This is a genomic window from Pedobacter sp. AC163, from assembly GCF_979258665.1.
Window position 1 is genome coordinate 2514223 of record NZ_OZ409872.1, and the last position, 21955, is coordinate 2536177.

General features: G+C 37.8%; 22 protein-coding genes and 1 riboswitch. Of the genes, 8 read left to right on the forward strand and 14 right to left on the reverse strand.

Going from position 1 to position 21955, the window contains the following annotated elements:
* Window positions 1-24 precede the first annotated feature (24 nt).
* The 6 genes from ACZZZK_RS10795 to murQ all read right to left on the reverse strand — a co-directional run bounded on the left by ACZZZK_RS10795 (window position 25) and on the right by murQ (window position 7938).
* A complete protein-coding gene (locus tag ACZZZK_RS10795) occupies window positions 25-978 on the reverse strand; it encodes a methylenetetrahydrofolate reductase (RefSeq protein ID WP_265799409.1) in 954 nt (317 codons plus the stop codon).
* Window positions 979-1005: 27 nt separating this feature from the next.
* The gene (locus tag ACZZZK_RS10800; RefSeq protein WP_463484130.1) at window positions 1006-1365 is read right to left on the reverse strand and encodes a four helix bundle protein; all 360 of its coding nucleotides are present in this window, start codon (window positions 1363-1365) and stop codon (window positions 1006-1008) included.
* A gap of 38 nt (window positions 1366-1403) precedes the next feature.
* Complete coding sequence (gene metH, locus ACZZZK_RS10805; protein ID WP_463484131.1) at window positions 1404-5120, reverse strand: methionine synthase; 3717 nt, start codon at window positions 5118-5120, stop codon at window positions 1404-1406.
* Window positions 5121-5284: 164 nt separating this feature from the next.
* A riboswitch (SAM riboswitch) is annotated at window positions 5285-5390 on the reverse strand.
* A gap of 289 nt (window positions 5391-5679) precedes the next feature.
* Complete coding sequence (locus ACZZZK_RS10810; protein WP_056851035.1) at window positions 5680-6423, reverse strand: Bax inhibitor-1/YccA family protein; 744 nt, start codon at window positions 6421-6423, stop codon at window positions 5680-5682.
* A gap of 40 nt (window positions 6424-6463) precedes the next feature.
* Window positions 6464-7030 (reverse strand): hypothetical protein, encoded by a 567-nt coding sequence (locus tag ACZZZK_RS10815; RefSeq protein ID WP_056851036.1) that lies wholly within the window; start codon window positions 7028-7030, stop codon window positions 6464-6466.
* 92 nt (window positions 7031-7122) lie between these two features.
* Window positions 7123-7938 carry an N-acetylmuramic acid 6-phosphate etherase gene (gene murQ / locus ACZZZK_RS10820; RefSeq protein WP_463484132.1) on the reverse strand — a complete coding sequence of 272 codons (816 nt, stop codon included), beginning with the start codon at window positions 7936-7938 and terminating at the stop codon, window positions 7123-7125.
* Between the two features lie 189 nt (window positions 7939-8127).
* On the opposite strand from murQ, the gene ACZZZK_RS10825 reads away from it, so the two are divergent.
* The gene (locus ACZZZK_RS10825; protein ID WP_463484133.1) at window positions 8128-9735 is read left to right on the forward strand and encodes a S41 family peptidase; all 1608 of its coding nucleotides are present in this window, start codon (window positions 8128-8130) and stop codon (window positions 9733-9735) included.
* 1 nt (window position 9736) lies between these two features.
* On the opposite strand, the gene ACZZZK_RS10830 is transcribed toward ACZZZK_RS10825, so the two are convergent.
* Entirely contained in the window at window positions 9737-10291 is a 555-nt protein-coding gene (locus ACZZZK_RS10830) for a GNAT family N-acetyltransferase (RefSeq protein ID WP_463484134.1), read from the reverse strand.
* An 84-nt stretch (window positions 10292-10375) separates the two neighbouring features.
* On the opposite strand from ACZZZK_RS10830, the gene ACZZZK_RS10835 reads away from it, so the two are divergent.
* Window positions 10376-10687 carry a DUF4286 family protein gene (locus ACZZZK_RS10835; RefSeq protein ID WP_463484135.1) on the forward strand — a complete coding sequence of 104 codons (312 nt, stop codon included), beginning with the start codon at window positions 10376-10378 and terminating at the stop codon, window positions 10685-10687.
* Window positions 10688-10783: 96 nt separating this feature from the next.
* Here ACZZZK_RS10835 and ACZZZK_RS10840 read toward each other — a convergent pair whose 3' ends face one another.
* The 3 genes from ACZZZK_RS10840 to dtd are packed head-to-tail and all read right to left on the reverse strand — an operon-like array spanning window position 10784 to window position 13198.
* Window positions 10784-11110 (reverse strand): nucleotide pyrophosphohydrolase, encoded by a 327-nt coding sequence (locus tag ACZZZK_RS10840; protein WP_463484136.1) that lies wholly within the window; start codon window positions 11108-11110, stop codon window positions 10784-10786.
* Complete coding sequence (locus tag ACZZZK_RS10845) at window positions 11100-12686, reverse strand: glycosyltransferase family 39 protein (protein WP_463484137.1); 1587 nt, start codon at window positions 12684-12686, stop codon at window positions 11100-11102. Before ACZZZK_RS10845 ends, ACZZZK_RS10840 begins: the two co-directional genes overlap by 11 nt.
* A gap of 59 nt (window positions 12687-12745) precedes the next feature.
* Window positions 12746-13198 carry a D-aminoacyl-tRNA deacylase gene (gene dtd, locus ACZZZK_RS10850; protein WP_463484138.1) on the reverse strand — a complete coding sequence of 151 codons (453 nt, stop codon included), beginning with the start codon at window positions 13196-13198 and terminating at the stop codon, window positions 12746-12748.
* 30 nt (window positions 13199-13228) lie between these two features.
* Between dtd and ACZZZK_RS10855 the strand changes: the two genes are divergently transcribed.
* From ACZZZK_RS10855 to ACZZZK_RS10865, 3 genes are read left to right on the forward strand one after another with little or no spacing between them, the layout of a single operon-like run.
* On the forward strand, window positions 13229-14254 hold the full coding sequence (locus tag ACZZZK_RS10855) for a hypothetical protein (RefSeq protein WP_463484139.1): 1026 nt from the start codon (window positions 13229-13231) through the stop codon (window positions 14252-14254).
* The gene (locus ACZZZK_RS10860; RefSeq protein WP_463484140.1) at window positions 14220-16664 is read left to right on the forward strand and encodes a hypothetical protein; all 2445 of its coding nucleotides are present in this window, start codon (window positions 14220-14222) and stop codon (window positions 16662-16664) included. Before ACZZZK_RS10855 ends, ACZZZK_RS10860 begins: the two co-directional genes overlap by 35 nt.
* A gap of 36 nt (window positions 16665-16700) precedes the next feature.
* A complete protein-coding gene (locus ACZZZK_RS10865; protein WP_463484141.1) occupies window positions 16701-17084 on the forward strand; it encodes a hypothetical protein in 384 nt (127 codons plus the stop codon).
* A 93-nt stretch (window positions 17085-17177) separates the two neighbouring features.
* Here the strand turns inward: ACZZZK_RS10865 and ACZZZK_RS10870 are convergent, their stop codons facing one another.
* Complete coding sequence (locus ACZZZK_RS10870) at window positions 17178-18224, reverse strand: 3-oxoacyl-ACP synthase III family protein (RefSeq protein WP_463484142.1); 1047 nt, start codon at window positions 18222-18224, stop codon at window positions 17178-17180.
* Window positions 18225-18357: 133 nt separating this feature from the next.
* Here ACZZZK_RS10870 and ACZZZK_RS10875 point away from each other — a divergent pair, with 133 nt between their 5' ends.
* Genes ACZZZK_RS10875 through ACZZZK_RS10885 form a run of 3 tightly spaced genes read left to right on the forward strand, consistent with a single transcriptional unit; the run spans window position 18358 to window position 19209 of the window.
* Entirely contained in the window at window positions 18358-18639 is a 282-nt protein-coding gene (locus ACZZZK_RS10875; protein ID WP_010599054.1) for an ATP-dependent Clp protease adaptor ClpS, read from the forward strand.
* Between the two features lie 44 nt (window positions 18640-18683).
* Window positions 18684-18890: a hypothetical protein gene (locus tag ACZZZK_RS10880; RefSeq protein ID WP_463484143.1), complete on the forward strand. Its 207-nt coding sequence runs from the start codon at window positions 18684-18686 to the stop codon at window positions 18888-18890.
* Entirely contained in the window at window positions 18880-19209 is a 330-nt protein-coding gene (locus ACZZZK_RS10885) for a type II toxin-antitoxin system RelE family toxin (RefSeq protein WP_463484144.1), read from the forward strand. The genes ACZZZK_RS10880 and ACZZZK_RS10885 overlap by 11 nt, the downstream gene beginning before the upstream one ends.
* On the opposite strand, the gene ACZZZK_RS10890 is transcribed toward ACZZZK_RS10885, so the two are convergent.
* The 3 genes from ACZZZK_RS10890 to ACZZZK_RS10900 form a co-directional block, all read right to left on the reverse strand.
* A complete protein-coding gene (locus ACZZZK_RS10890) occupies window positions 19206-19802 on the reverse strand; it encodes a thioredoxin family protein (protein WP_463484145.1) in 597 nt (198 codons plus the stop codon). The genes ACZZZK_RS10885 and ACZZZK_RS10890 overlap by 4 nt on opposite strands.
* Before the next feature lie 101 nt (window positions 19803-19903).
* Complete coding sequence (locus ACZZZK_RS10895; protein ID WP_463484146.1) at window positions 19904-20269, reverse strand: hypothetical protein; 366 nt, start codon at window positions 20267-20269, stop codon at window positions 19904-19906.
* Window positions 20270-20336: 67 nt separating this feature from the next.
* The gene (locus tag ACZZZK_RS10900; RefSeq protein ID WP_056851049.1) at window positions 20337-21920 is read right to left on the reverse strand and encodes a peptide chain release factor 3; all 1584 of its coding nucleotides are present in this window, start codon (window positions 21918-21920) and stop codon (window positions 20337-20339) included.
* Window positions 21921-21955 lie beyond the last annotated feature (35 nt).

A 21955-nucleotide genomic window follows, 5' to 3' on the forward strand; every position in this document is an offset into this window, starting at 1 on the left:
TGAAAGCGGATTTTTTGTTAAGGTTTAGAATATAGCCTTCGCGATGGCTTTGGTTTGTTGCGGTTTCCCCATCGTATAAAAATGGAGCACTGGCACTCCAAAGTCGATTAACTCTTTACATTGTTTAATCATGGCTTCGGTTCCAATTTCTTTAGCTTCAGCGTTGCTTTTTGCATAAGATAGTGCGTCTGTTAGCTCATCAGGCAAATCGATATGGAAAATTTTCGGCAAAACATTTAATTGAGTAAGTGTGCTTATAGGCTTTAAGCCTGGAATAATGGGCACATTGATATCATTCTCCCTGCACTTTTTTACAAAGTCGAAATATTTCTGGTTATCGAAAAACATTTGCGTAACGATAAACTCTGCCCCCATGTCAACTTTCTTTTTTAGGTATTTGAAGTCGGCATTTAGATTGGGTGCTTCAAAGTGCTTTTCGGGATATCCGGCAACGCCGATACAGAAATCACTTTTGAAAGTTTCTACATCTTCATGCAAGAATTTACCGTCGTTATGATTTTTGATATGCTGGATTAAATCAGTTGCGTAGCAATGGCCGCCTTTAGTTGGAACAAATGAATGATCGGCAGCACGGGCATCACCGCGTAAAGCCAGCACGTTATCTATTCCCAAAAACTGCAAATCGATTAATGCATTTTCAGTTTCCTCTTTAGTAAAACCACCGCAAATTAAATGAGGTACTGCATCTATCTTGTATTTGTGAATAATTGCAGCGCAGATCGCAATTGTACCTGGGCGTTTGCGGTACGATACTTTTTGCAACAAGCCGTTTTCCTGTTCCTTGTAAATATAATCTTCTCTTAAGGAGGTTACATCAATAAAAGGAGGATTAAACTCTAGCAAAGGATCGATGGCATCGTAAATCCATTGGATACTTTGCCCTTTTATTGGTGGCAATAGCTCGAAAGAGAACAAGGTTTTGCCCTTTGAATTATTTATATGGTCTGTAATTTTCATTAAGTACTTAGTATAAAGTCGTTAGTATCATGATTGGATGCCTAGACTTCTTTGCAATCCACTTATCATTTTTTGTACTTCATTGATTTGGATTATTGCATTGTCGAAAATCGCTTTATCCATATATCCAAATTCGTAAGCTAATATCATTTGCGTTTCTAATTCAAAAGCAGACCCTAAACTAATGCTTAAAAATTGATTTAGTTCCTTGGCAGATTTCCTTCCACATCCTTCAGCAATATTTGAAGGAATTGAAATAGCACAACGAGTTAGTTGAGAGGTTAGAGAATATCTTTCTTCCACAGGAAAAGTTCTAGTAACTTGAAAAACCATTTTAGAGATTTCAATTCCCATTTTCCAAACTTTAAGCTCCCTAAAATTATGCATCTTGTCTAATTACTTTATACTATGTACTAAATACTATATCAATATGCTAAATTAGGCGAGAGCCACTTCTCCGCTTCCTCTATCGTCATTCCTTTTCTGATTGCGTAATCTTCCACCTGATCTTTGGTGATCTTTCCCAGGCCGAAATATCTTGATTCGGGATGGGCAAAGTAAAAACCACTCACCGCAGCTGTTGGATACATGGCGTAACTTTCTGTTAAGTGTAAGCCAATTTTGTTCTCCGCATCAAGCAAGCTAAACAAAGTTCCCTTTTCCGTGTGTTCCGGACATGCAGGATAACCCGGCGCCGGACGAATACCTGCGTATTCCTCCTTGATCAATTCCTGATTGCTTAAGTTTTCATCCTTCGCATAACCCCAGTATTCTTTCCGAACCCGCTCGTGCATGCGTTCGGCAAAAGCTTCAGCCAAACGATCGGCTAATGCTTTGGCCATAATGCTATTATAATCATCATGATTGGCCTCAAATTCTGCTACCAACTCATCAATCCCAATTCCTGCAGTTAAAGCAAAACACCCAAAATAATCTTGAATACCAGATTCTTTAGGAGCAATGAAATCAGACAAAGCATAATAGGGCTGACCATCAACCTTTTCGGCTTGCTGACGCAGTGTGTGGATAGTAACTAGTCTTGAGTCTTCACTCTTAAGTCCAGAGTCGCCAGGTAGACTTCCGACTTCGGACTTCCGACTTTCTACTTCCAAATGAATGTCATCTCCAACTGCGTTTGCTGGCCAAAATCCAATTACCGCTCTAGCAGTTAACAACTTTTCATCTAAAATCCGTTTCAATAATGCCTGTGCATCATCGAAAAGTTTTTTTGCTTCACTCCCTACATTTTTATCATCAAATATTTTAGGGTAGCTTCCGCGAAGTTCCCAGGTATGGAAAAATGGTGTCCAATCGATATATGGAACTAATTCATCCAAAGGATATTGATCAAAAACCCTGGTTCCGGTAAATTCAGGAACTGGCAAATTTTGATCAAAATCTATCTTAAACTGATGTTTCCGTGCTTCTTCAATGGTTTTGAAACGCTTATCAGAACGCTTGTTCAAATGCGCTTCCCTGGCTTTTTCATACTCTGCTTTGATGCCGGCAACGTAGTCAGCTTTTGTTTCAGGATTCATCAGGGTACTGCAAACAGTAACACTTCGCGATGCATCTAAAACATGGATAGCCGGACCAGAATAATTTGGGGCAACTTTTACAGCCGCGTGAATCCGTGACGTGGTTGCTCCACCAATAATTAATGGAATGGTAAAACCTTCTCGTTCCATTTCTTTGGCAAAGTGAACCATTTCATCAAGTGATGGTGTAATTAATCCACTTAAGCCAATAATATCGGCATTTATTTCTCGGGCTTTTTTGATGATCTCCTGCGCAGGAACCATCACGCCCATATCTACAATTTCAAAGTTATTACAGGCCAAAACTACCCCCACAATGTTCTTCCCAATATCGTGAACATCACCTTTAACGGTAGCCATCAACACTTTACCTGCCGAGGAATTCTGATCCTGATCTGGATTATCTAATTTCTCCTGCTCAATAAAAGGAAGCAAATAAGCCACCGCTTTTTTCATCACCCTGGCCGACTTAACCACCTGAGGCAAAAACATTTTTCCGGCACCAAATAAATCACCAACAATGTTCATTCCGTCCATCAATGGTCCTTCAATCACTTGTATTGGGCGGGCATATTTTTGACGAGCTTCTTCAACATCATCGTCAAGATACTCTACAATTCCTTTTACCAGGGAGTGAGATAGGCGTTCTTCAACGGATCCCTTTCTCCATTCTTCGTCTTTTACAATTTCTTTCCCTTTTGATTTTACCGTATCAGCATACTCAACCAATCGCTCAGTGGCATCATCACGTCGGTTCAAAAGAACATCTTCTACCCTTTCCAACAGTTCGGGTGGAATTTCCTGATACACTTCAAGCATACCTGCATTTACAATCCCCATATCTAAACCCGCCTGAATGGCATGGTAAAGAAATGCAGAGTGCATCGCTTCGCGGACAACATTGTTTCCTCTAAATGAAAATGAAATATTTGATACACCACCACTTACTTTTGCATGTGGCAGGTTTTCTTTGATCCAACGGGTCGCATTAATAAAATCTACCGCGTAATTATTATGTTCTTCTAAACCTGTGGCTACGGTAAGGATATTCGGATCGAAAATAATGTCTTCAGGAGGAAAACCGATTTCATGTACCAGAATATCATAGCTTCGTTTACAAATCTCTTTTCTCCGTTCGTAGTTATCGGCCTGGCCTTGTTCATCAAAAGCCATTACAACAACTGCAGCGCCATATTGCATAATTTTGCGGGCGCTTTCACGAAACTTGTCTTCGCCTTCTTTAAGCGAAATAGAGTTAACAATTCCTTTCCCCTGCAAACATTTCAATCCATTTTCTATCACCGACCACTTAGAGGAATCGACCATGATAGGTAATTTGGCGATATCCGGTTCGGAGGCAATCAGATTTAAAAACTTCGTCATGGCAGCTTCCGAATCGAGCATACCTTCATCCATGTTCACATCAATAATCTGTGCTCCACCTTCTACCTGTTGTAGCGCAACAGCTAAGGCCGCTTCGTAATCGCCACCTAAAATTAACTTCGAAAATTTTGGAGATCCGGTGATATTTGTCCTTTCACCAACGTTTACAAAAATACTTTCCGGCGTTATCGTTACAGGCTCCAATCCGCTTAAGCGCATAAAAGGCTCAATAGTTGGCAATTTCCGTGGCGAAGCTTTTTTAGCATTCTTTGCAATGCAGCCAATGTGATCAGGAGTGGTGCCGCAACAGCCACCCACAATATTTACAAAACCAGATTGAATAAAATCGTCTACCAGGTGAGCCGTTTCATGTGGTTGTTCGTCGTAAGCACCAAATTCATTCGGCAAGCCGGCATTTGGATAAGCAGAAACGTAACAACCCGCTTTGGTAGCCAGCTCTTCGATGTGCGGACGCATCTCTTTTGCCCCTAAAGCACAGTTAAAACCAATGCTTAAAGGTTTTGCATGCATTACCGAATTTAAGAAAGCTTCTGCTGTTTGACCAGAAAGCGTTCTTCCAGAAGCATCGGTAATGGTTCCAGAAATCATAATTTCGAGCTTACGACCAACTACTTCTTCATATTTTTTAATGGCCACAATGGCCACTTTTGCATTTAGTGTATCAAAGATGGTTTCGATGAGAAGCACATCAGAACCTCCATCTACCAAACCGCGAACCTGTTCATAGTATGCTGCTTCCAGTTCGTCGAAATAAACCGCCCTAAAACCTGGGTCGTTTACATTTGGCGACATAGAAAGGGTTCTGTTGGTTGGCCCTATTGCGCCTGCAACAAAACATTTCCGATCAGGATTTGCAGCCATAAATTCAGTAGCAGCCTCTTTTGCCACCCTCGCACCTTCAAAGCTTAACTCATAAGAAAGATCTTCCATCTGGTAATCAGCCATGGAAATTCTTTGTGTACTGAAGGTGTTGGTTTCGATAATATCCGCACCAGCGGCTAAATATTCAAGATGTATGGCTTTAATAATATCAGGCCGAGTGATGTTGAGCAAATCGTTATTGCCTTTTACATCACACGGATGATCTTTAAAACGTTCCCCTCTAAAATCCTCTTCGGTTAAAGTATAACGCTGAATCATGGTACCCATCGCACCATCAATTACTAAAATACGTTTTTCTAATTCTTCTCTTATGCTCATACTAGTATTTAGTAGTTAGTATCGAGTATCAAGACATTCGACACGAGATGTAACTACATTTCAACTCAATATGTAATCTGGCATTTGTTATCTAAATACTAAAGACTATATACTAAGTACTAAAAAAGCTTATTTAAAAAGTTGGTACGAGAATCGTAATCCTAAACTTATCTGCCCCCGATTAAAATCGGGATAGAATGTAGCACCTTGTGTGGTCACAGGTTGCTAAGACTTCGTTGGGTCTAATCCCTCCGTCTTTCTTAATAAGCGTACAAAAATGCAACAAAGCAACATCAATTCCAAAAATTATCGCTCTGCTGCCAAATAAAATTACAAAGGCCATGCAAATTTGCACAGCCTTAAGAATATTGTTTTGTTTGAGTGCTTTAAACAGCCTCCCTTTTTCCGAATCTTTTGTTGTAGTAGATAATCAAATATCCCATCAAAAACGCACTAGGCAAACAACTAATAAAGATATGATCTGTAATATAAGTCACAGTAATTGCCTGGATAATGCCGCCAACTAAAATGAAGAATATGATTACCAAAAACTTGCTCATTATTTTCTACTTCCGAAAATGCGTAGCAAGAAAAGGAAGATATTTATAAAATCAAGGTATAGCGACAAGGCTGCCATTATAGCTAATTTCTTTGTATCAGCAGATGGAATTGATTCTCCGCTTTCTTCAATTCCCATTCCAATTCTTTTAATTTTTTGAACATCGTATGCAGTCAATGCTGTAAAAACAGCAATACCAACAAATGCCATAATTAAGCTAAACTGTTCACTTTTGATAAACATGTTTGCAATACTGGCTATAAATAAACCGGCAACACCAACCATTAAAATTGGGCCGAACTTGCTCAAATCTATATTTGTTGTGTAACCCATAACAGCCATTATACCAAAAATCCCTGCGGCTGCAGCAAAACAAGTTATAATCGAGGTGCCAGTGTAAATTAAGAGAATGAAACTCAAACTTACGCCCAGTAACACAGAAAACAGGACAAATACACCTAACAAGGCGCCATAAGATAGTCTGGAAAAGCCAGCCCCCATTACTAAAACTAGCCCAAGTGGCGCAAACATGGCCACATAACCTAACGCAGTTCTTCTTCCAGTTTCAAAATCGATTAAAGATCTTAAGGCCGATTCAGTGTTTGAAATATAAAAAGCAGATAGAGTGGATAAAGCCAACGCTACAAACATCCACAGGAATACGTTTGCAAAAAACTTCTTCGATACAGAGTTTTCCTGTACAAAGACACTATTGGTTTGATAATTATAATTTTGTTGTTCCATTTTTAATTTTGTGTATTTAAATGATTTTAAAAATAACAATTTAGTTTAATCTTTTTGTCAAGAGTTCTTCAACTTTTTTGAAGAACTGTAGCGGTTTAAGTGTACGCCACGGCAGATTGTCAAAAGCTCCTCCGAAATTGATATAGTAATCTATATTATTGTCTTTAAATTCGGAAATAACGTGTTCTTGAAAATTTACGCCAACAATCCATCCATCTTCTACTTCCTGAAACCACTCTTCATAATAGCTATCATCAGATGCGTGAAAATTTAAAACGTTCTCGCCAATAAGAATAAATTTGGTAATCCCTTCGTCCATCATCAATTCTAAAATATCACGTTTAAGTAACATGATATCATTATTAATTGCATCATTCCATTCGCCGATAAATTCGATAATGGCATAACTGCGATCATAATCAGCATACAAAACCTTCATGTAAAGGGTGTTCGACCCGAATTCGTCCCACTGCGGATGCAGTAGAAAATTATAAATTTGTTTGTCGAAGTAAATTTCCGAATACTCGGTATTGTAAAATGGTGAGCGCTCATCTTCTGCCGAAACATAATCATCTCTCCACTGGTAATAAGGCTCGATTTCGTGCATTTTAATATTTAATTTTGAGTGAGTGAATTTTGAATGACTGAATTTAACGGCGATGCTAACTCTATCATTCACTCATTATATCATTCATTCATTTACTGTGGTTGTCGTTGTCCCGCCTCTACCGCTTTACGTACGCTTCCATATTTTGTAAGTAAATCTGCCGCCTCATCATATCCTATGTTTAATTCATCGGCCACCATCTGAGTTCCGCGATCGACTAATTTGTTATTGGTTAACTGCATATCTACCATTTTGTTTCCTACTACCCGTCCTAACTGAACCATCACGGTGGTACTCAACATGTTTAAAACCAATTTCTGTGCAGTACCAGATTTCATTCGGGTTGAACCGGTGATAAATTCCGGGCCAACAACAACTTCAACAGGAAAATCAGATTCAGCAGCGATTGGTCCACCAGTATTGCAAACAATACAACCTGTTAAAACGCCGTGCTTACGGGCAGTATTTAAACCGCCAACTACATAAGGTGTAGTTCCAGATGCGGCCAAACCTACCAAACAATCTTTTTCATTGATGCTGAATTCTTCCAAATCCTTCCACGCTTGTTCGGCATCATCTTCCGCAAATTCTACTGCCTTTCTAATGGCCGTATCGCCACCGGCAATAATTCCAACAACCCAATCAAAAGGAACTCCATAAGTTGGTGGACATTCGGAGGCATCCACGACACCTAAACGACCACTTGTACCTGCGCCAATGTAAAATAAGCGACCGCCTTTTTTCATTCTTTCGGCAACTGCCGAAGTTAGTTTTTCTATCTGAGGCAAAGATTTTTCGACTGCAAAAGCAACGGTCTTATCTTCATTATTAATGCCCTGCAAAACCTCCAATACCGACATTTTGTCGATGTTATCATAATTAGATTCCTGCTCGGTAACTCTGTTCATAAATTTAATTTTGATAAAATTCGGTAAATTCTTTTTAAAAAGCGGCGTAAAAACTTAAAAATATATCTTCCTGTAGCTGTAAGAATAATTACATCCGTTAATTTATGTTAAATATTAGAAACAAAAGACATGAAAATGCAGTTAAAAAATATAGTAACCCGCTAAATTTCATAAATTTGCACAACGCTAATGAAAAAAAATACCCGAAATAACCTACTGATTGCAATAAGCTATTCTGTAATTTTAATAGTAGGTATGATTTTGGGGATAAAATTTATAAAAGACCAGGGTTTTGGCGTTCAGCGAAGTCCGCAGTTGGCTATAAATAGTGACGGAAAACTTGAAGAGATTCTGCACATTATCAATAAAAACTACGTTGATGAAATTAATACGGATTCTTTACAGAATCTACCTATAGATAGCGTTCTACATCAACTAGATCCCCATAGTGTTTATTTGCCTCCAACCGATGCGCAAGATATGACCAACAATTTAGAAGGTAACTTTGAAGGTGTTGGCATTGAGTATTACATGCTCAATGATACGATGATGGTAACTGGGGTGGTTAAAGACGGGCCTGCCTATCAGGCCGGAATAAAACTGGGAGATAAAATTTTGAGTATTGATACCGCAGTGGTAAGCGGGCGAAACTTGCCAAAAGAGCAGTTAACCGGACGTTTCCGAGGTAAAGCCGGAAGTGGCGTGAGCGTTGTTTTAATGCATAATGGAACACAGGTACAAAGTAAGTTAATGGTTACCCGGGGTAAGGTAAACATTAGCAGCATTGATGCTTCTTATATGATTAATCCTGAGACTGGATATATAAGAATTAGTAAGTTCGGAGCAAATACCGATAATGATTTCGCTACTGCAGCTAATAATTTAAAAGCCAAAGGGATGAAGAAGCTTATCCTCGATCTCCGCGACAATGGTGGAGGGTATTTTTCTGCTGCTACGGGTTTAGCTGATCAGTTTTTACCAGAAAACAAACTCATTGTTTACACCCAGGGTAAACACGAACCTCGTACCGATTATTTTTCAACCGGTACCGGTGCGTTTCAAAATGGCAAATTAGCGGTATTGATTAACGAGAATACCGCATCGGCAAGTGAGATTGTTGCAGGTGCTATTCAAGATTTAGGTAGAGGGGTGATTGTTGGTAGGCGATCTTTTGGCAAAGGACTGGTTCAAGAACAGTTTTCTTTCGGTGACGGATCTGCTTTAAACTTAACCATTGCCCGGTATTATACGCCATCGGGACGAAGCATCCAGAAATCGTACAAAAAAGGTTATGATGCTTACAAACATGAGTTGGATGAGAGAATGATGGATGGAGAACTGACCGGAGATCGCACTTCTTTCCAGGATTCGATAGAAAAAGCAGAAGGTGTAGCCATACAAAATGTAAAAAAACAAAAGCCTAGTGGAGGCATACAGCCAGATGTTTTTGTCAAACTGGATACCGTTGGTTACAATAAATTTTATGCTACCCTGGTAAGCAAAAAGATTTTATCAGATTATGTTTTCAATGTATTAACAAACAAATATAACGCTGGCTTTGTAGAGCAAAACATTAATTCTTTTACGTTGGGAGATAATGATTTTAAAGATTTTATAGGTTATATTCAACGCAAAAACGTACAGATCGATCGTTTTCAATTGTACAATGCTAAGCCTGTAATTTTGAGCGATTTGAAAGCATTGTTATGTCGCTATTATCTTGGCGATGTGGGCTACTACCGATCAGTAAATCAAACCGATAATGCAGTTAAGCAGGCCTTGATAAACCTTCAATAGTTTATCTCCAGTCCCAAACCACCACATTCCATTCCGTGCTCATTTGATCTGTATAGGTATCAATCGTTTTGAACCCAATACGCTCATGCGCTTTCATTGAACGTAGATTTATAGTGGCAATTTCAGTTATTGCGAATTCAAATTTATCTTCGAAAAAATTCTTATAAGCCTGATAGCATTGATCAAATAAGCCTTTCCCACGGTAATCTTTATCAACACAAACCTGGCCCACAACAATATATTGATACTCAGCCACCGATTTTCCATGATATTGAATGTGATCGAAACTCTCGTACATTTCTACTAATCGGGGAATATCATTTTTCGATTGCTCCGTCATCCCCAATACATAAGCGATTAACTTTTCACTGTCCTTGGCGATGATGTTCGGTTCATGCTGATGCATTTTTTCCAAATCATCAAGCTTGTGCGATACTGTCACGAAACCTTGCTGTTCAATTTCTTCCACAGTTAAATCGGCTCTTAGATTCTTTTTTTGAAGCGTAATAATACCTTCTAAATCCATTACTGTTTGTGATGTTGAAATTTCAATCATGAGTATGCTCTAAATAATCGCCGAATATAAGAAATTCAGTTTTTCATCTATCTTTTACTTGGGCACATTTATTATCTTTGCGACATGCTTTTATATAACGTTACCCTAATTTTAGATGATGCTGCAGCTGAAGAATGGTTGCAATGGATGCAGGAAACCCATATTCCAGAAGTGATGGCTACCGGGATGTTTGTATCCAATCGATTATTAAAGGTACTTGATTCGCCAAATGAAGGCGTAACTTATTGCGCACAATATGTTGCCGAAACTTTAGAAAATTACAACGAATACCAAAGCAAATTTGCTCCAGAGCTACAAGAGAGATTAAACAGCAAGTTTAAAAACCGCTTTGTGGCCTACAGAACTTTAATGGAGTTTGTACCCCCAACTATCTAAAGGGGGATTTTGAAAGGCATAAGCCGATTTCGACAAATAAAAATAAATGTCAGTAGCGCTTATTTAACTCAGGACTCCCGACTAAAGACCTTAGACTTATTTTAGCTTCTCGTTATTTTTATGCCTGTCTGCATCGCGAATGGTTTTCTTTTCGAGATTTTTCTGAAAAGCATCACTCAAATCAATACCTGTTTGATTGGCCAAACAGATTAGTACAAACATCACATCGGCCATTTCATCGGCAAGGTTTACCGCTTCATCACTCTTTTTAAATGACTGCTCACCGTATCTCCGAGCCATAATCCGAGCTACCTCCCCAACTTCTTCCATTAAAATAGCAGTATTGGTTAACTCGTTAAAATACCTGATGCCTGTAGTTTTGATCCACTGATCTACTGTTTCCTGCGCTTCATTAATGGTCATGCTTTTCTTCTTCTATTTCTTGTTTAATCCTTTTGTTTACATCTATTTTGGCACCCTCTAAAAGAAATACACTTGCACCAACTTCTCTGGCAAAGGGATTTTTGATTTCCCCGATTTTGGTGATCTTCTCAAAAAATGGCTGTTCTTTTTTTCTTTCAGGATCCTCTTCACCTGCTTCGCGAATTAAAATCACATACTTAATCGCTTTATTCATTTTAAACCAATACAAGTAATCAGCATTATAGGAAACAGCTCCGATATTGCCATATTTGGAATAATAGTTTACCGCACCAGCCAAACCATAATTATCTGCCCTAACTAACAAAGCAGATTTATCGCTTACCTTTTCGTAAGCTAAATCAGTTAAATGAGCAATTTCTTTCCAGCCTTGCATATCGGCATAATCTTGTGGCAATTGATGGTTTTTACCATCTTCCCAACGCAACACACCAACTCTTTCAAAGCGTTTTTGGTTAGCTATAATCTGTTTGGGCGAATATAGCGGCATCACCAGGGGCAATACCCAAAGAAACAAGCCAATATTGAAAACTAAGAGTGCCGTGGTAAATAGGTAACGTTTGTACAAAATGAAGCCGAAGTAAGTAGCACCAAAAGCCAGCAGCACAGGGTACAAACCTAAAGCATAATAATCTTTAGCTTTAAAATAACTAAAAATCATTAGCGTAAAAACATACGTTAAAATTACCCATCGATATTTTACGAAGGGTTTATAAAAAATTAACGCACCGATTCCAGCAAGTAAAACAAATATACTTGTTGCAAAAAAAAAGACTTGATTGATGAAGAAATCTGCTCTATTGACATGGACCAACTGCGTTTTAGCCAACAGCTTCATGTGTACGAGCACCGGAAAATCATTTTTAATTTGCCAGATGATATTCGGCGAAACGATAATTAAGCCTAAAATAATGGCGAAATAAAAATGCTTGTTAGTAAATATTTTTCGAGTTGGTAAAATTACAATTGCTGGTAATAAACCCATTAGCAAAAAGAGAATATTGTATTTGTTTAAGAACCCAAGCGCCACCCAAATGGCAAAGAAATATAGATACTTAGGTACTGTATTATCAAAATATTTGAGTAAATAAAAGAATGTGGCTGTCCAGGCTAGGACATCAAATGAATTTGGCTGATAAAGTGTGTTTAATCTTAAAAATGTCGAGCAAAGGCAGGCCACTGCCAAAAAGCATTTTGCAAGTAAATTTCCATTCAAATGTTCAACAATTTTCCAGCTAAACAATATGGTTAAGGCACCAAAAAGAGCTGGGAAAAACTTAACCCAAAAAACACTATTACCCAGAAACTTAATTATGAACGAAAATAAGGAGGTAAGCGGCGGAACAGAAGTAAAACCTGCAGCCAAATGATTAGCCTGATCCAAGTGTAAGAATTCATCTCTATGAAGTTCGTAAACATTATTTACTAACAAATAGCTTAATACGAATTTGAGCAAAAGAAAGAAAACAAGAAAACCCTTACTCCACAAAGTAGGCTTTTCCCTGCTTGAGGTAGAGTCATCTGCCCCCACATACAACCCTGAATTTATAACTTCCATAAATATTGCCTTAACTCTATGCAATTACTGCTTATAGCTCCCCTCTAGAGAGTGGGGGCTTATTCTTTATTCTTCGTATCAATTAAAATTGTAGTCGGCCCATCATTTACCAAAGCAATTTTCATATCCGCTCCAAAAATCCCTGTCTGCACATTCCTGCCCATTAAAGTCGATAATTTTTCGATCATTTTTTCATAAAGCGGAATAGCCGTGTCTGGCCTCGCGGCTCGGGTAAAACCTGGGCGGTTACCTTTTTTTGTAGATGCAAATAGGGTAAACTGGCTAATCAACAAAATCTCTCCATTAACATCAGCCAACGCTTTATTCATTAACCCATTTTCATCACCAAACACCCGCATATTAACAATTTTTTGAGCAAGCCAATCCAAATCATCGGTCGTATCGGCATCTTCAACACCTAAAAGCACCAAAAATCCGGTTTTAATCTCGCCCGAGATTGTGCCATCAACCGTGCAACTTGCTTGTGTAACTCTTTGTAAAACTGCTCGCATTTTATCTTACTTTTGATCAATAAAATTGATATGCGCAAGATAAGTATTTTAGTGATTTCTACATTTTTCTTATTCGGTTGTAAGCAAAAGTCAATCGTTCACCCCACTTTTTATTTTTGGCGAACGAACTATAAAAACAAAAAAGTTGAAACTGATTACCTCGAGAAATTTAAGTCGAAATCGCTTTACGTTCGCATTATGGATGTAGATTTTAATCCGGACTTTCAACAGGATGTTCCTATTTCTCCTATAAAGTTTTCCAATTCGCTTCCAAAAACAATCGGCATCATTCCTGTAGTTTTTCTTGTTAACCATATTTTTAATGACATAGATTCGAGCAGAATAAAATCACTAGCCAGTAGAATTGCAGTATTCGTTGATGCCAAAGTTAAGCAGGCCGGAAAAACGAATTATTCTGAACTTCAAATAGACTGCGATTGGACTAAAACCACCAGAGACCAGTATTTCAATTTTCTTGATCAACTGAAAGCTCAGCCGCTTCTGAAGAACAAAACTATTTCCGTTACCTTAAGATTACATCAGGTAAAAAACAAGTCGACCAGTGGTATTCCCCCGGTAAAAAAGGCCATGCTGATGTGTTACAACATGGGGAATCTGCGTAAGTATGGCGAGCAAAATTCCATTCTTGATCAAAAAGAAATGGATATCTATTTAAAAGATTACCTCCGCAATTACCCATTAAAGCTTGATGTTGCCTTACCTATTTTTGAGTGGGCAGTCGTATTCAGGAATAAAGAATATGCTGGAATTTCTAAACGAATTACCAAAGATCAAATTAATGACAAAAACCTATTTAAGCAAAAAGGCCATTCCATTTTATACGATCTCTTAATCGATTATCCAGCGGCGGGCTTAAAACGTGGTGACGTGATTAGGTGGGAAGAAATATCAGCAGGAGATTTATTTACAACATCTAATTTTTTATCCCGATATTTAAAACCTGAAGAGCGAAATCTCGTTTTTTATCATCTCGATACCGACCTTTTAAAACATTTTACAGATGAAGACTTTCAAAAAGTTATCGCTAATTTTTAGCGTTTTTCTTGTTACTTTCTTTGGCGAAATCGCGGTAAATATCGCCTGTGGCGGAGAAATTGACCCCTACGATTATTATATTTCCTATTTCCACAACAACGTTGAGGGTGATGAGTACACGCCATTTGCTTATAACCAAATGGCTTATCTGAATAACGAGGAAGATGTAGAAAGCGAATCGCAAATTAATAGCCGGGAATGGGCGAAATATTTAGATGTTAAGGAGCAGGATGTTTATGAGATTATGTACAATGTAGATACTGCAACAAGTATCAAGCTTGCACATTTCGATGGAAAGCTTTCAGGTTTGGCAGATAGTTTGCAAAAAAACACTTTTGTACAGGGATTGAGCAAAAACAAATCCGCCTTGAAATATTATACTTTCGCTAAAAGCTGTGAGCCCCATGCTAATATTAACTTCAATCTTTGGGATCCAATACCCCGAGATACCACCCAAATGGATGTGCTTGCTAAAGAAGCTCTCAACTTAACAGAATTGGAGAAAGATGATTTCTTAAAATTGCGTTATGCTTATCAGGCGGAGCGGATGTTTCATTATGCAGGCCTGCATACCGATAGCAAAAGCATTTACGAAAAGTTTATCAAAACGAATAAAACCAATAGTGCTGTTAAAGGATGGGCTTTGGCACTTTATGCCGGTTCTATTCGCCGATTGGGAAATCCGGCAGAATCTGCATTTTTATTTTCAAAAGTTTTTGCAACCAATCCGGAAAGGAGAGTGCAGGCTTATAAGAATTATTATTACAACAGCGCTCCTATAGACGGAGCCTTGAAATATGCTAAAACCAATAGTGAAAAAGCCAACATTTGGGCAATTAACGGCTTTGGAAATCCAGATTTCGATATTGAAAGCTTATATAAAGTATATCAATACGAACCTAAAAGTGAGCTTAACGGGGCGCTATTGGTTAGAGAAGTTAACAAACTGGAGCAGGCATTGATTGAGGCGAATGATATTGCAAAAATATCCTATAGCTATTATTTCTCTGAAAGTAACCCGCGACGAAGGGATAGTGTTAAAAATTTGAACTTAAAACAGCTAAACCTGGTTAGAGATTTTGCAGTTAAATTAGCAACCGAAAAGAAATATCCGCAGCCAGAATTGGGTACTTTGACAGCTGCTTATTTATCGTGGATGGAAAATAAAGATGCAGTTGCCACCAATTACTTAAGTACACTGAATCCTGAAAAACTTCCTGAAAAATTGCGTGATCAATACCGGATTACTGATTTATTGATTAAAGCTAAAAATATTAAGAAAGGAAATCCATTTAACGAAAATGAACTATTGCCGACGCTAAAATGGCTAGACGAAAAAAGATTTGCCGAAAATAGCTCGCATCCTGGAGATAAATATTATGATTGGGTAGATGCAGAAAGCAAACATTTTAGCAGAACCACAAGAAACTTCTATCAGCAGCTATTAGCACCTGCATATTTAAAATTAGGCGATACAGCCAAAGCTGCCCTGGCAATGGTTAAGGGAGATTTGGAATACAAGATCGTAAAAGATAACTCGCTTTTCAAAAATATGAGCTATCAAACGACTGCTTTCTGGCAACAATTTTTAAGTCCGAAAAGTATGCAAGGTTTGCTAAATTATAAAAAGAAAGCAGTTGGAAACGATGTAACGGCTTTGCTTTCGAAGGCTTTAAATCAACTTAAGAATGATGATTTCTATGAGCTATTTGGAACCACTTATCTAAGAACACATCAGTATGAAAAAGCGGTTGAAATGTTTGCAAAGGTATCGCCAAGTTATCATTATTTCAATCCCGAAAACTGGTACGCTGATGATGCCAATTCGAAGCTTTATGCAAATCCATTTATTCAAACCATTAATGATTTCCCCAAGAAATATGTAAATGCTAAGGCATCGATAACAAAGAAAGCTTTTGCATCTGAAATGTCTCGTTTACAAAAACTAACCACTAGCGATAAGAAAAATGCTTCCCTGTATTATTACAAAATGGCGAACGCTGTTTATCAAACTGGCTATTACGGAAATAGCTGGTTTTTGATTAGCTACGATTGGTCGACTTATGACAATGCCAGCCCGGCAAAATACGGTTATGATGTAGACTATAAAAAAGCTCAAACTGCCAAAAGCTGGTATTTGAAAGCTAGAGCGCTGAGTACAAATGCAGATTTTAAAGCTAAATGCACCTTCATGCTTGCCAAATGCGCTCAAAAGCAAATTATCCTAAACTCAAAGTTAAATTCATTCAGCTATTGGGATAAAGATGATATAAAGTATCAAAATTTTATCAATGCGAATTACAACAATCCGTATTTCAAAGAATTGAAATTGAAATACAGCAAAACGCCGTTTTATCAGGTGGCAGCTGGAGAATGTAGTTATCTAGGGGATTTTATAGCGAGGAATTAAAGGTTGAAAAGCTGTTAGAACTAAACAAAAATTAAAATGGCAGTAATAAAAGTATTTGGAGTTTCGTTGATCCTGCTCGGATTTTTTCTGGCTTATGGATTGATAGGATCGTACCGCCCAATACTATTCGGAACAAAAACCGAAGCTACCATTGTTGCTGTTGAACGGGTGAACAATAAAAGGTTTACATATGTGTATTATCCCGTATTTCAATTCATACATAATAACAAAACCATTGAAGCGGTAGATAGAAGCCGCGATATTGAGAAAAATAGTGTCGGAATAAAGGAATTTATATTTTATAACGAAAGTTATGGTATTAGCAGGGGGATTGCATCAACCACTATAGTTTTTTCCTGCATTAGTGCTTGCTTCATCTTATTTGGCTTCGTTGCGCTATTTTATAAAGGAAGAATTTAAACTTGAAATAGGCAATAAGATTTACTGTTCTAAATGAAATGATGTTGAGGATATTAGTGTTAAAACGTAATATCCTCAACCTTGTACCTCAGGTTACCACCTGATTAGCGCACTTGCCCAGGTAAAACCTGACCCAAATGCGGCAAGGCAAACCAAATCCCCATCCTTAATTTTTCCGGCTTCCCAGGCTTCGCACAAAGCAATAGGGACAGACGCTGCTGTGGTATTTCCGTATTTTTGAATATTATTAAATACCTGATCATCGCTCAAGCCTAACAAGTTTTGAACGTATTGGCTGATCCGTAGATTTGCCTGATGTGGCACAAGCATATCAATGTCCTTTTCCGTTAAGTTGTTTGCAGCCAAAGCTTCTTTAATCACCTCCGGAAATTTTACGACAGCTTTTTTGAAAACTGCCGGGCCATCCATGTATGGCAGTGCGGCACCACTTTCTAAAATTTCAGGCGTCATAAACAATCCGCCTAATTCCTGATCAGGAAAAGCAGGTTTATCCTTCATCCATTTATTTGCATGAGAACCTGGATAATACATGGCTAAAATTTCCGCATCAGCGCCATCGCTGTGCAAATGAGTGCTTAAAATCCCTTTACCTTTTTCATCGGTAGGCTGTAAAATGACAGCACCTGCACCATCGCCAAAAATTACTGAAACATTACGACTGCGAGTTTCGAAATCCATAGCAAACGAATGTTTTTCGCTACCAACCACCAAAACATTTTTATACATCCCGGTTTTTACAAACTGATCGGCCACCGAAAGTGCGTAAACGAATCCTGAACACTGATTGCGAATATCAAGGGCACCGATTTCGCCCATCCCCATTTCGCGTTGTAGCAAAACACCGCATCCTGGAAAATAATAATCAGGGCTTAAGGTGGCAAAAACAATAAAGTCGACATCCTTTGCGGTAATGCCAGCACGCTCGATAGCAATCTTTGCTGCTTCAATTCCCATTGTGGTGGTGGTTTCTTCATTTCGATCGGCAAAACGACGTTCCTTAATGCCGGTTCGTTCCTGAATCCACTCATCGTTGGTATCCATAAAACGACTTAAGTCGGTATTGGTATAAACATTTTTTGGAACGTAGTAACCTATTCCTGCTATTTTGGATTGATGCATGCTCAAATATTTGATTAGGTAAATGTAATTATTTTATAAAGATATGAGATGGGTGAAAGATAGCAAGCCCATATCGTCTGACTTGTCAAATCTAATATCCCAAATCTTCTAATTATTGTTTATTTTTGCAACCATGTCTACAGAAACCAAAGAAGAGACCTTTACGCTCGAAGAAATTTTAACTTCCCTGAAAACTGTGCATCGCCTTATTTTGTGGAATGATGATGTAAATACTTTTGATCATGTGATTTACTGTATGATGAAGTATTTGGATTATAACGAATCTCAGGCGGAAAAAATTGCGTGGAAAGTACATAATGACGGAAAGTGCCCAGTTTTAGAAGGCTCTTTCACTGAAATGGAAGTTTACCGTAAAATTTTACAGCAAGAGGGATTAACGGTTTCAGTTGATTAGATTATTCAAATGTAAATTATGTATATTTAGTTAAATATACTTTTATGGAAATCACATTGGAAATAAAAAGCGATGCGGCATTTTCAATAATTGAAAAGCTAAAAAGCATTAAAGGAGTAAAGATTAAAAACGTAGAGCAATTAAAAGAGAATTATTTAAAAGATCTTTCTAATGCTTATCAAGAGACAGAATTAGCTGAAAAAGGAAAGTTAAAGTTAAAACGTTTTGACGAAATTTTAGATGATATATGATATATTAACATCATCCCTCTTTGAAAAAGAATTTAAAAAAATCTGTAAAAAACATAAATCTGCGAAAGACGATATTATCTCCCTTGTTAACAAACTAAAAGAAAATCCACATCTAGGTAGTCCTATTGGAAAAGATTGCTATAAAATTAGGATAGCAATTTCAAGTAAGGGAAAAGGGAAGTCATCAGGAGCAAGAATAATAACAAGAGTAAGGATCGTAAACAAAACAGTTTATTTGTTATCAGTTTACGATAAATCTGAACAAGATTCCATTTCCGATAAAGAGCTTGAATCAGTTCTACGATCTTTAGAAGCCTAAATTAATCCCCTCAAAAGCACATTCAGCTCTGCTTGCGTAGTTTGTGTTTTATCTTTAGCATACCAGCTGTGAAGCTTCTCTGCCAGAACAGGCATTTCAGTTGTTTCTTTTCTCCACTCTTTAAGCAATTCTTGCAAAACCTGTGGACGTGGTGCCCATGTTGCTAAAACTTCATCCGCATTTTCGTTCAGGATAATTAAAACTGGTATTGCTCTCCCTCCGTTAGTCAAATGCGCATCTATCAAAGGAAGATTTTTATCGCGAAGTACAAATCTCAAATCAATTTTACCTAAAGAAGCTGTGGCTATTTTATTAAAAACGGGAATGATTTGAGCCGCATCTCCGCACCAACCTTCTGTAATTACCAAAAATTTGTACGTGGCTTTAACATTATCGATGGTAGCAGTTAATTCATCAGTCAAACTTGCGGTTTTATCAACTCGGTTCATACGTTGCACGTTCATTTTTGTATAGTGCAAATCGTAAGTAACATCGCCGGTAGCCTTTCCTTCCAGCAAAAGCTGGTCTACCAGTGCACGGTACGTTTGATAATCCATTCCTTGCTCATTGAAAATTTCGCTATAGTTAACCATGATGTTTTTAATTGATGTGACAAAGAAAAGGAGAAAGTTGATAATTTAAATCATCGGTTTGCAATTTGATTGTTCTATAATTAATCAAATTATTAAACTTATTAAAACGCTGAAACTGCTGATACAACTTTAGCTTTATGATTAAAAATCCTGACAATAGGCTTGATAGTCTTTTTAGAAATATTTAAAATCTCCAGATGATTTCCAGCCGGAAGAGATAGCGAAACTTTATCATTAACAATAACCTGATCCTGATTATTCGGTTGTTTAATGATCAAGGTATCTTTAGTTGGATTTTGTATATCCACATTAAATGCGCTTGTATCAGCCAAATTCACCGTTAATTTCTTTTTAGCTTCTAAAGGAATCATAAGTGTCCACGACTTCGGATCCGTTTTTAGCGTTGCGCAAGAAGATACTAAAAGAATAAACAATAGATAAGTAGCGGAAGCTAATTTGTTTTTCATATTTTTTAGTTTGTTACTTATCAGACGAAAATTTGTAAATTTTAGTTGCATGGACTAGCAAGAAAATTTAGCTCTTAAATTCGCTCGTTTTATGGAAATCGATATCCGGGTAATCCTGCTTAGTCAAGTTAATCATATAATCACTATCAGATAAATAAACGGGGTTTGCCTCTTTATCAAATCCAATATGTTGTTGCTTACGCTTCACAAATTCATCCAGTTTTTTTCTGTCGGTTGAGGTTACCCAGCTCGAGCGTGTGTAACTTAAGGTACGGAAACGACATTTAGCACCATATTCATGTTCTAAACGGAAATTAATTACCTCAAACTGAAGTTCACCAACCGCACCAATCACCTTTCTGTTTCCGGGCTGCATCACAAATAATTGAGCAACCCCCTCATCCGTTAACTGTTCAATACCTTTCTCCAACTGTTTAGTACGCATCGGATCCATATTTTCTACCTCTTTAAAAATAGATGGTGAGAAACTTGGAATACCTTTAAATTGCAATTTTTCGCCCTCAGTTAGCGTATCGCCAATTTTGAAGTTGCCACTATCATATAAACCAACCACATCACCTGGCCACGCTTCTTCAACAATACTTTTCTCATTCGCCATAAAATCCATTGGGTTCGAAAATTTTAATTTCTTATCCTGGCGGGTATGGTAATAAAATTTGTTGCGTTCGAATTTTCCTGAACAAATCCGTAAAAACGCAATTCTATCGCGGTGTTTTGGATCTAAGTTGGCATGAATTTTAAATACGAAACCACTAAAATTTTTCTCCTCTACCAATACATCACGCTCTTCGGCTTCTCTATGGCGGGGACTTGGCGCAATATCAATAAACGTATCTAAAAGCTCCTTAATACCGAAGTTGTTAATGGCACTTCCAAAAAATACTGGCGCAACCAAACCCTCGGTATATAAGTCTTTATCAATCTTTCCATAAATACCATCAACCAACTCAACATCATCTTTTAAGTTGTTGATTTCGTTTTCTTTTAGGTAATTCAACAAAGAAGGATCGTTCAAATCATTTGCCGCAACTACAGAATCGGTTACTTTGGTTTTATCAGAATTGAATAGGTTTAAATGTTTGTTGTAGATGCTGTAAACACCTTTAAAGGTATGGCCCTGACCAATTGGCCATGAAAGCGGGCACAAGCTGATGTTTAGTTTTTCTTCAATTTCATCAAGCAAATCGTAAGCTTCTTTACCCTCACGATCCATTTTATTGATAAATATAATTACCGGGGTGTTACGCATCCGACAAACCGACATCAGTTTTTCGGTTTGTTCCTCCACTCCTTTTACACAGTCTACCACCAAAATAACGCTATCCACAGCAGAAAGCGTTCGGTAAGTATCCTCAGCAAAATCTTTGTGACCTGGGGTATCCAAAATATTAATTCGCTTGCCGCTGTATTCGAAACCCATAACCGAAGTAGCTACCGAGATTCCACGTTGCTTTTCAATTTCCATAAAATCGGAAGTATTGCTTTGATTCGCTTTATTCCGCTTTACCGCACCAGCTGTGTTAATGGCACCACCAAATAACAGAAATTTTTCTGTCAGTGTGGTTTTGCCCGCATCGGGGTGACTAATAATGGCAAAGGTTTTACGTTTTTCTATTTCAGGGTTAAGCATAATAAATTTGGGGTAAAAATGGCGATGAAACCGGG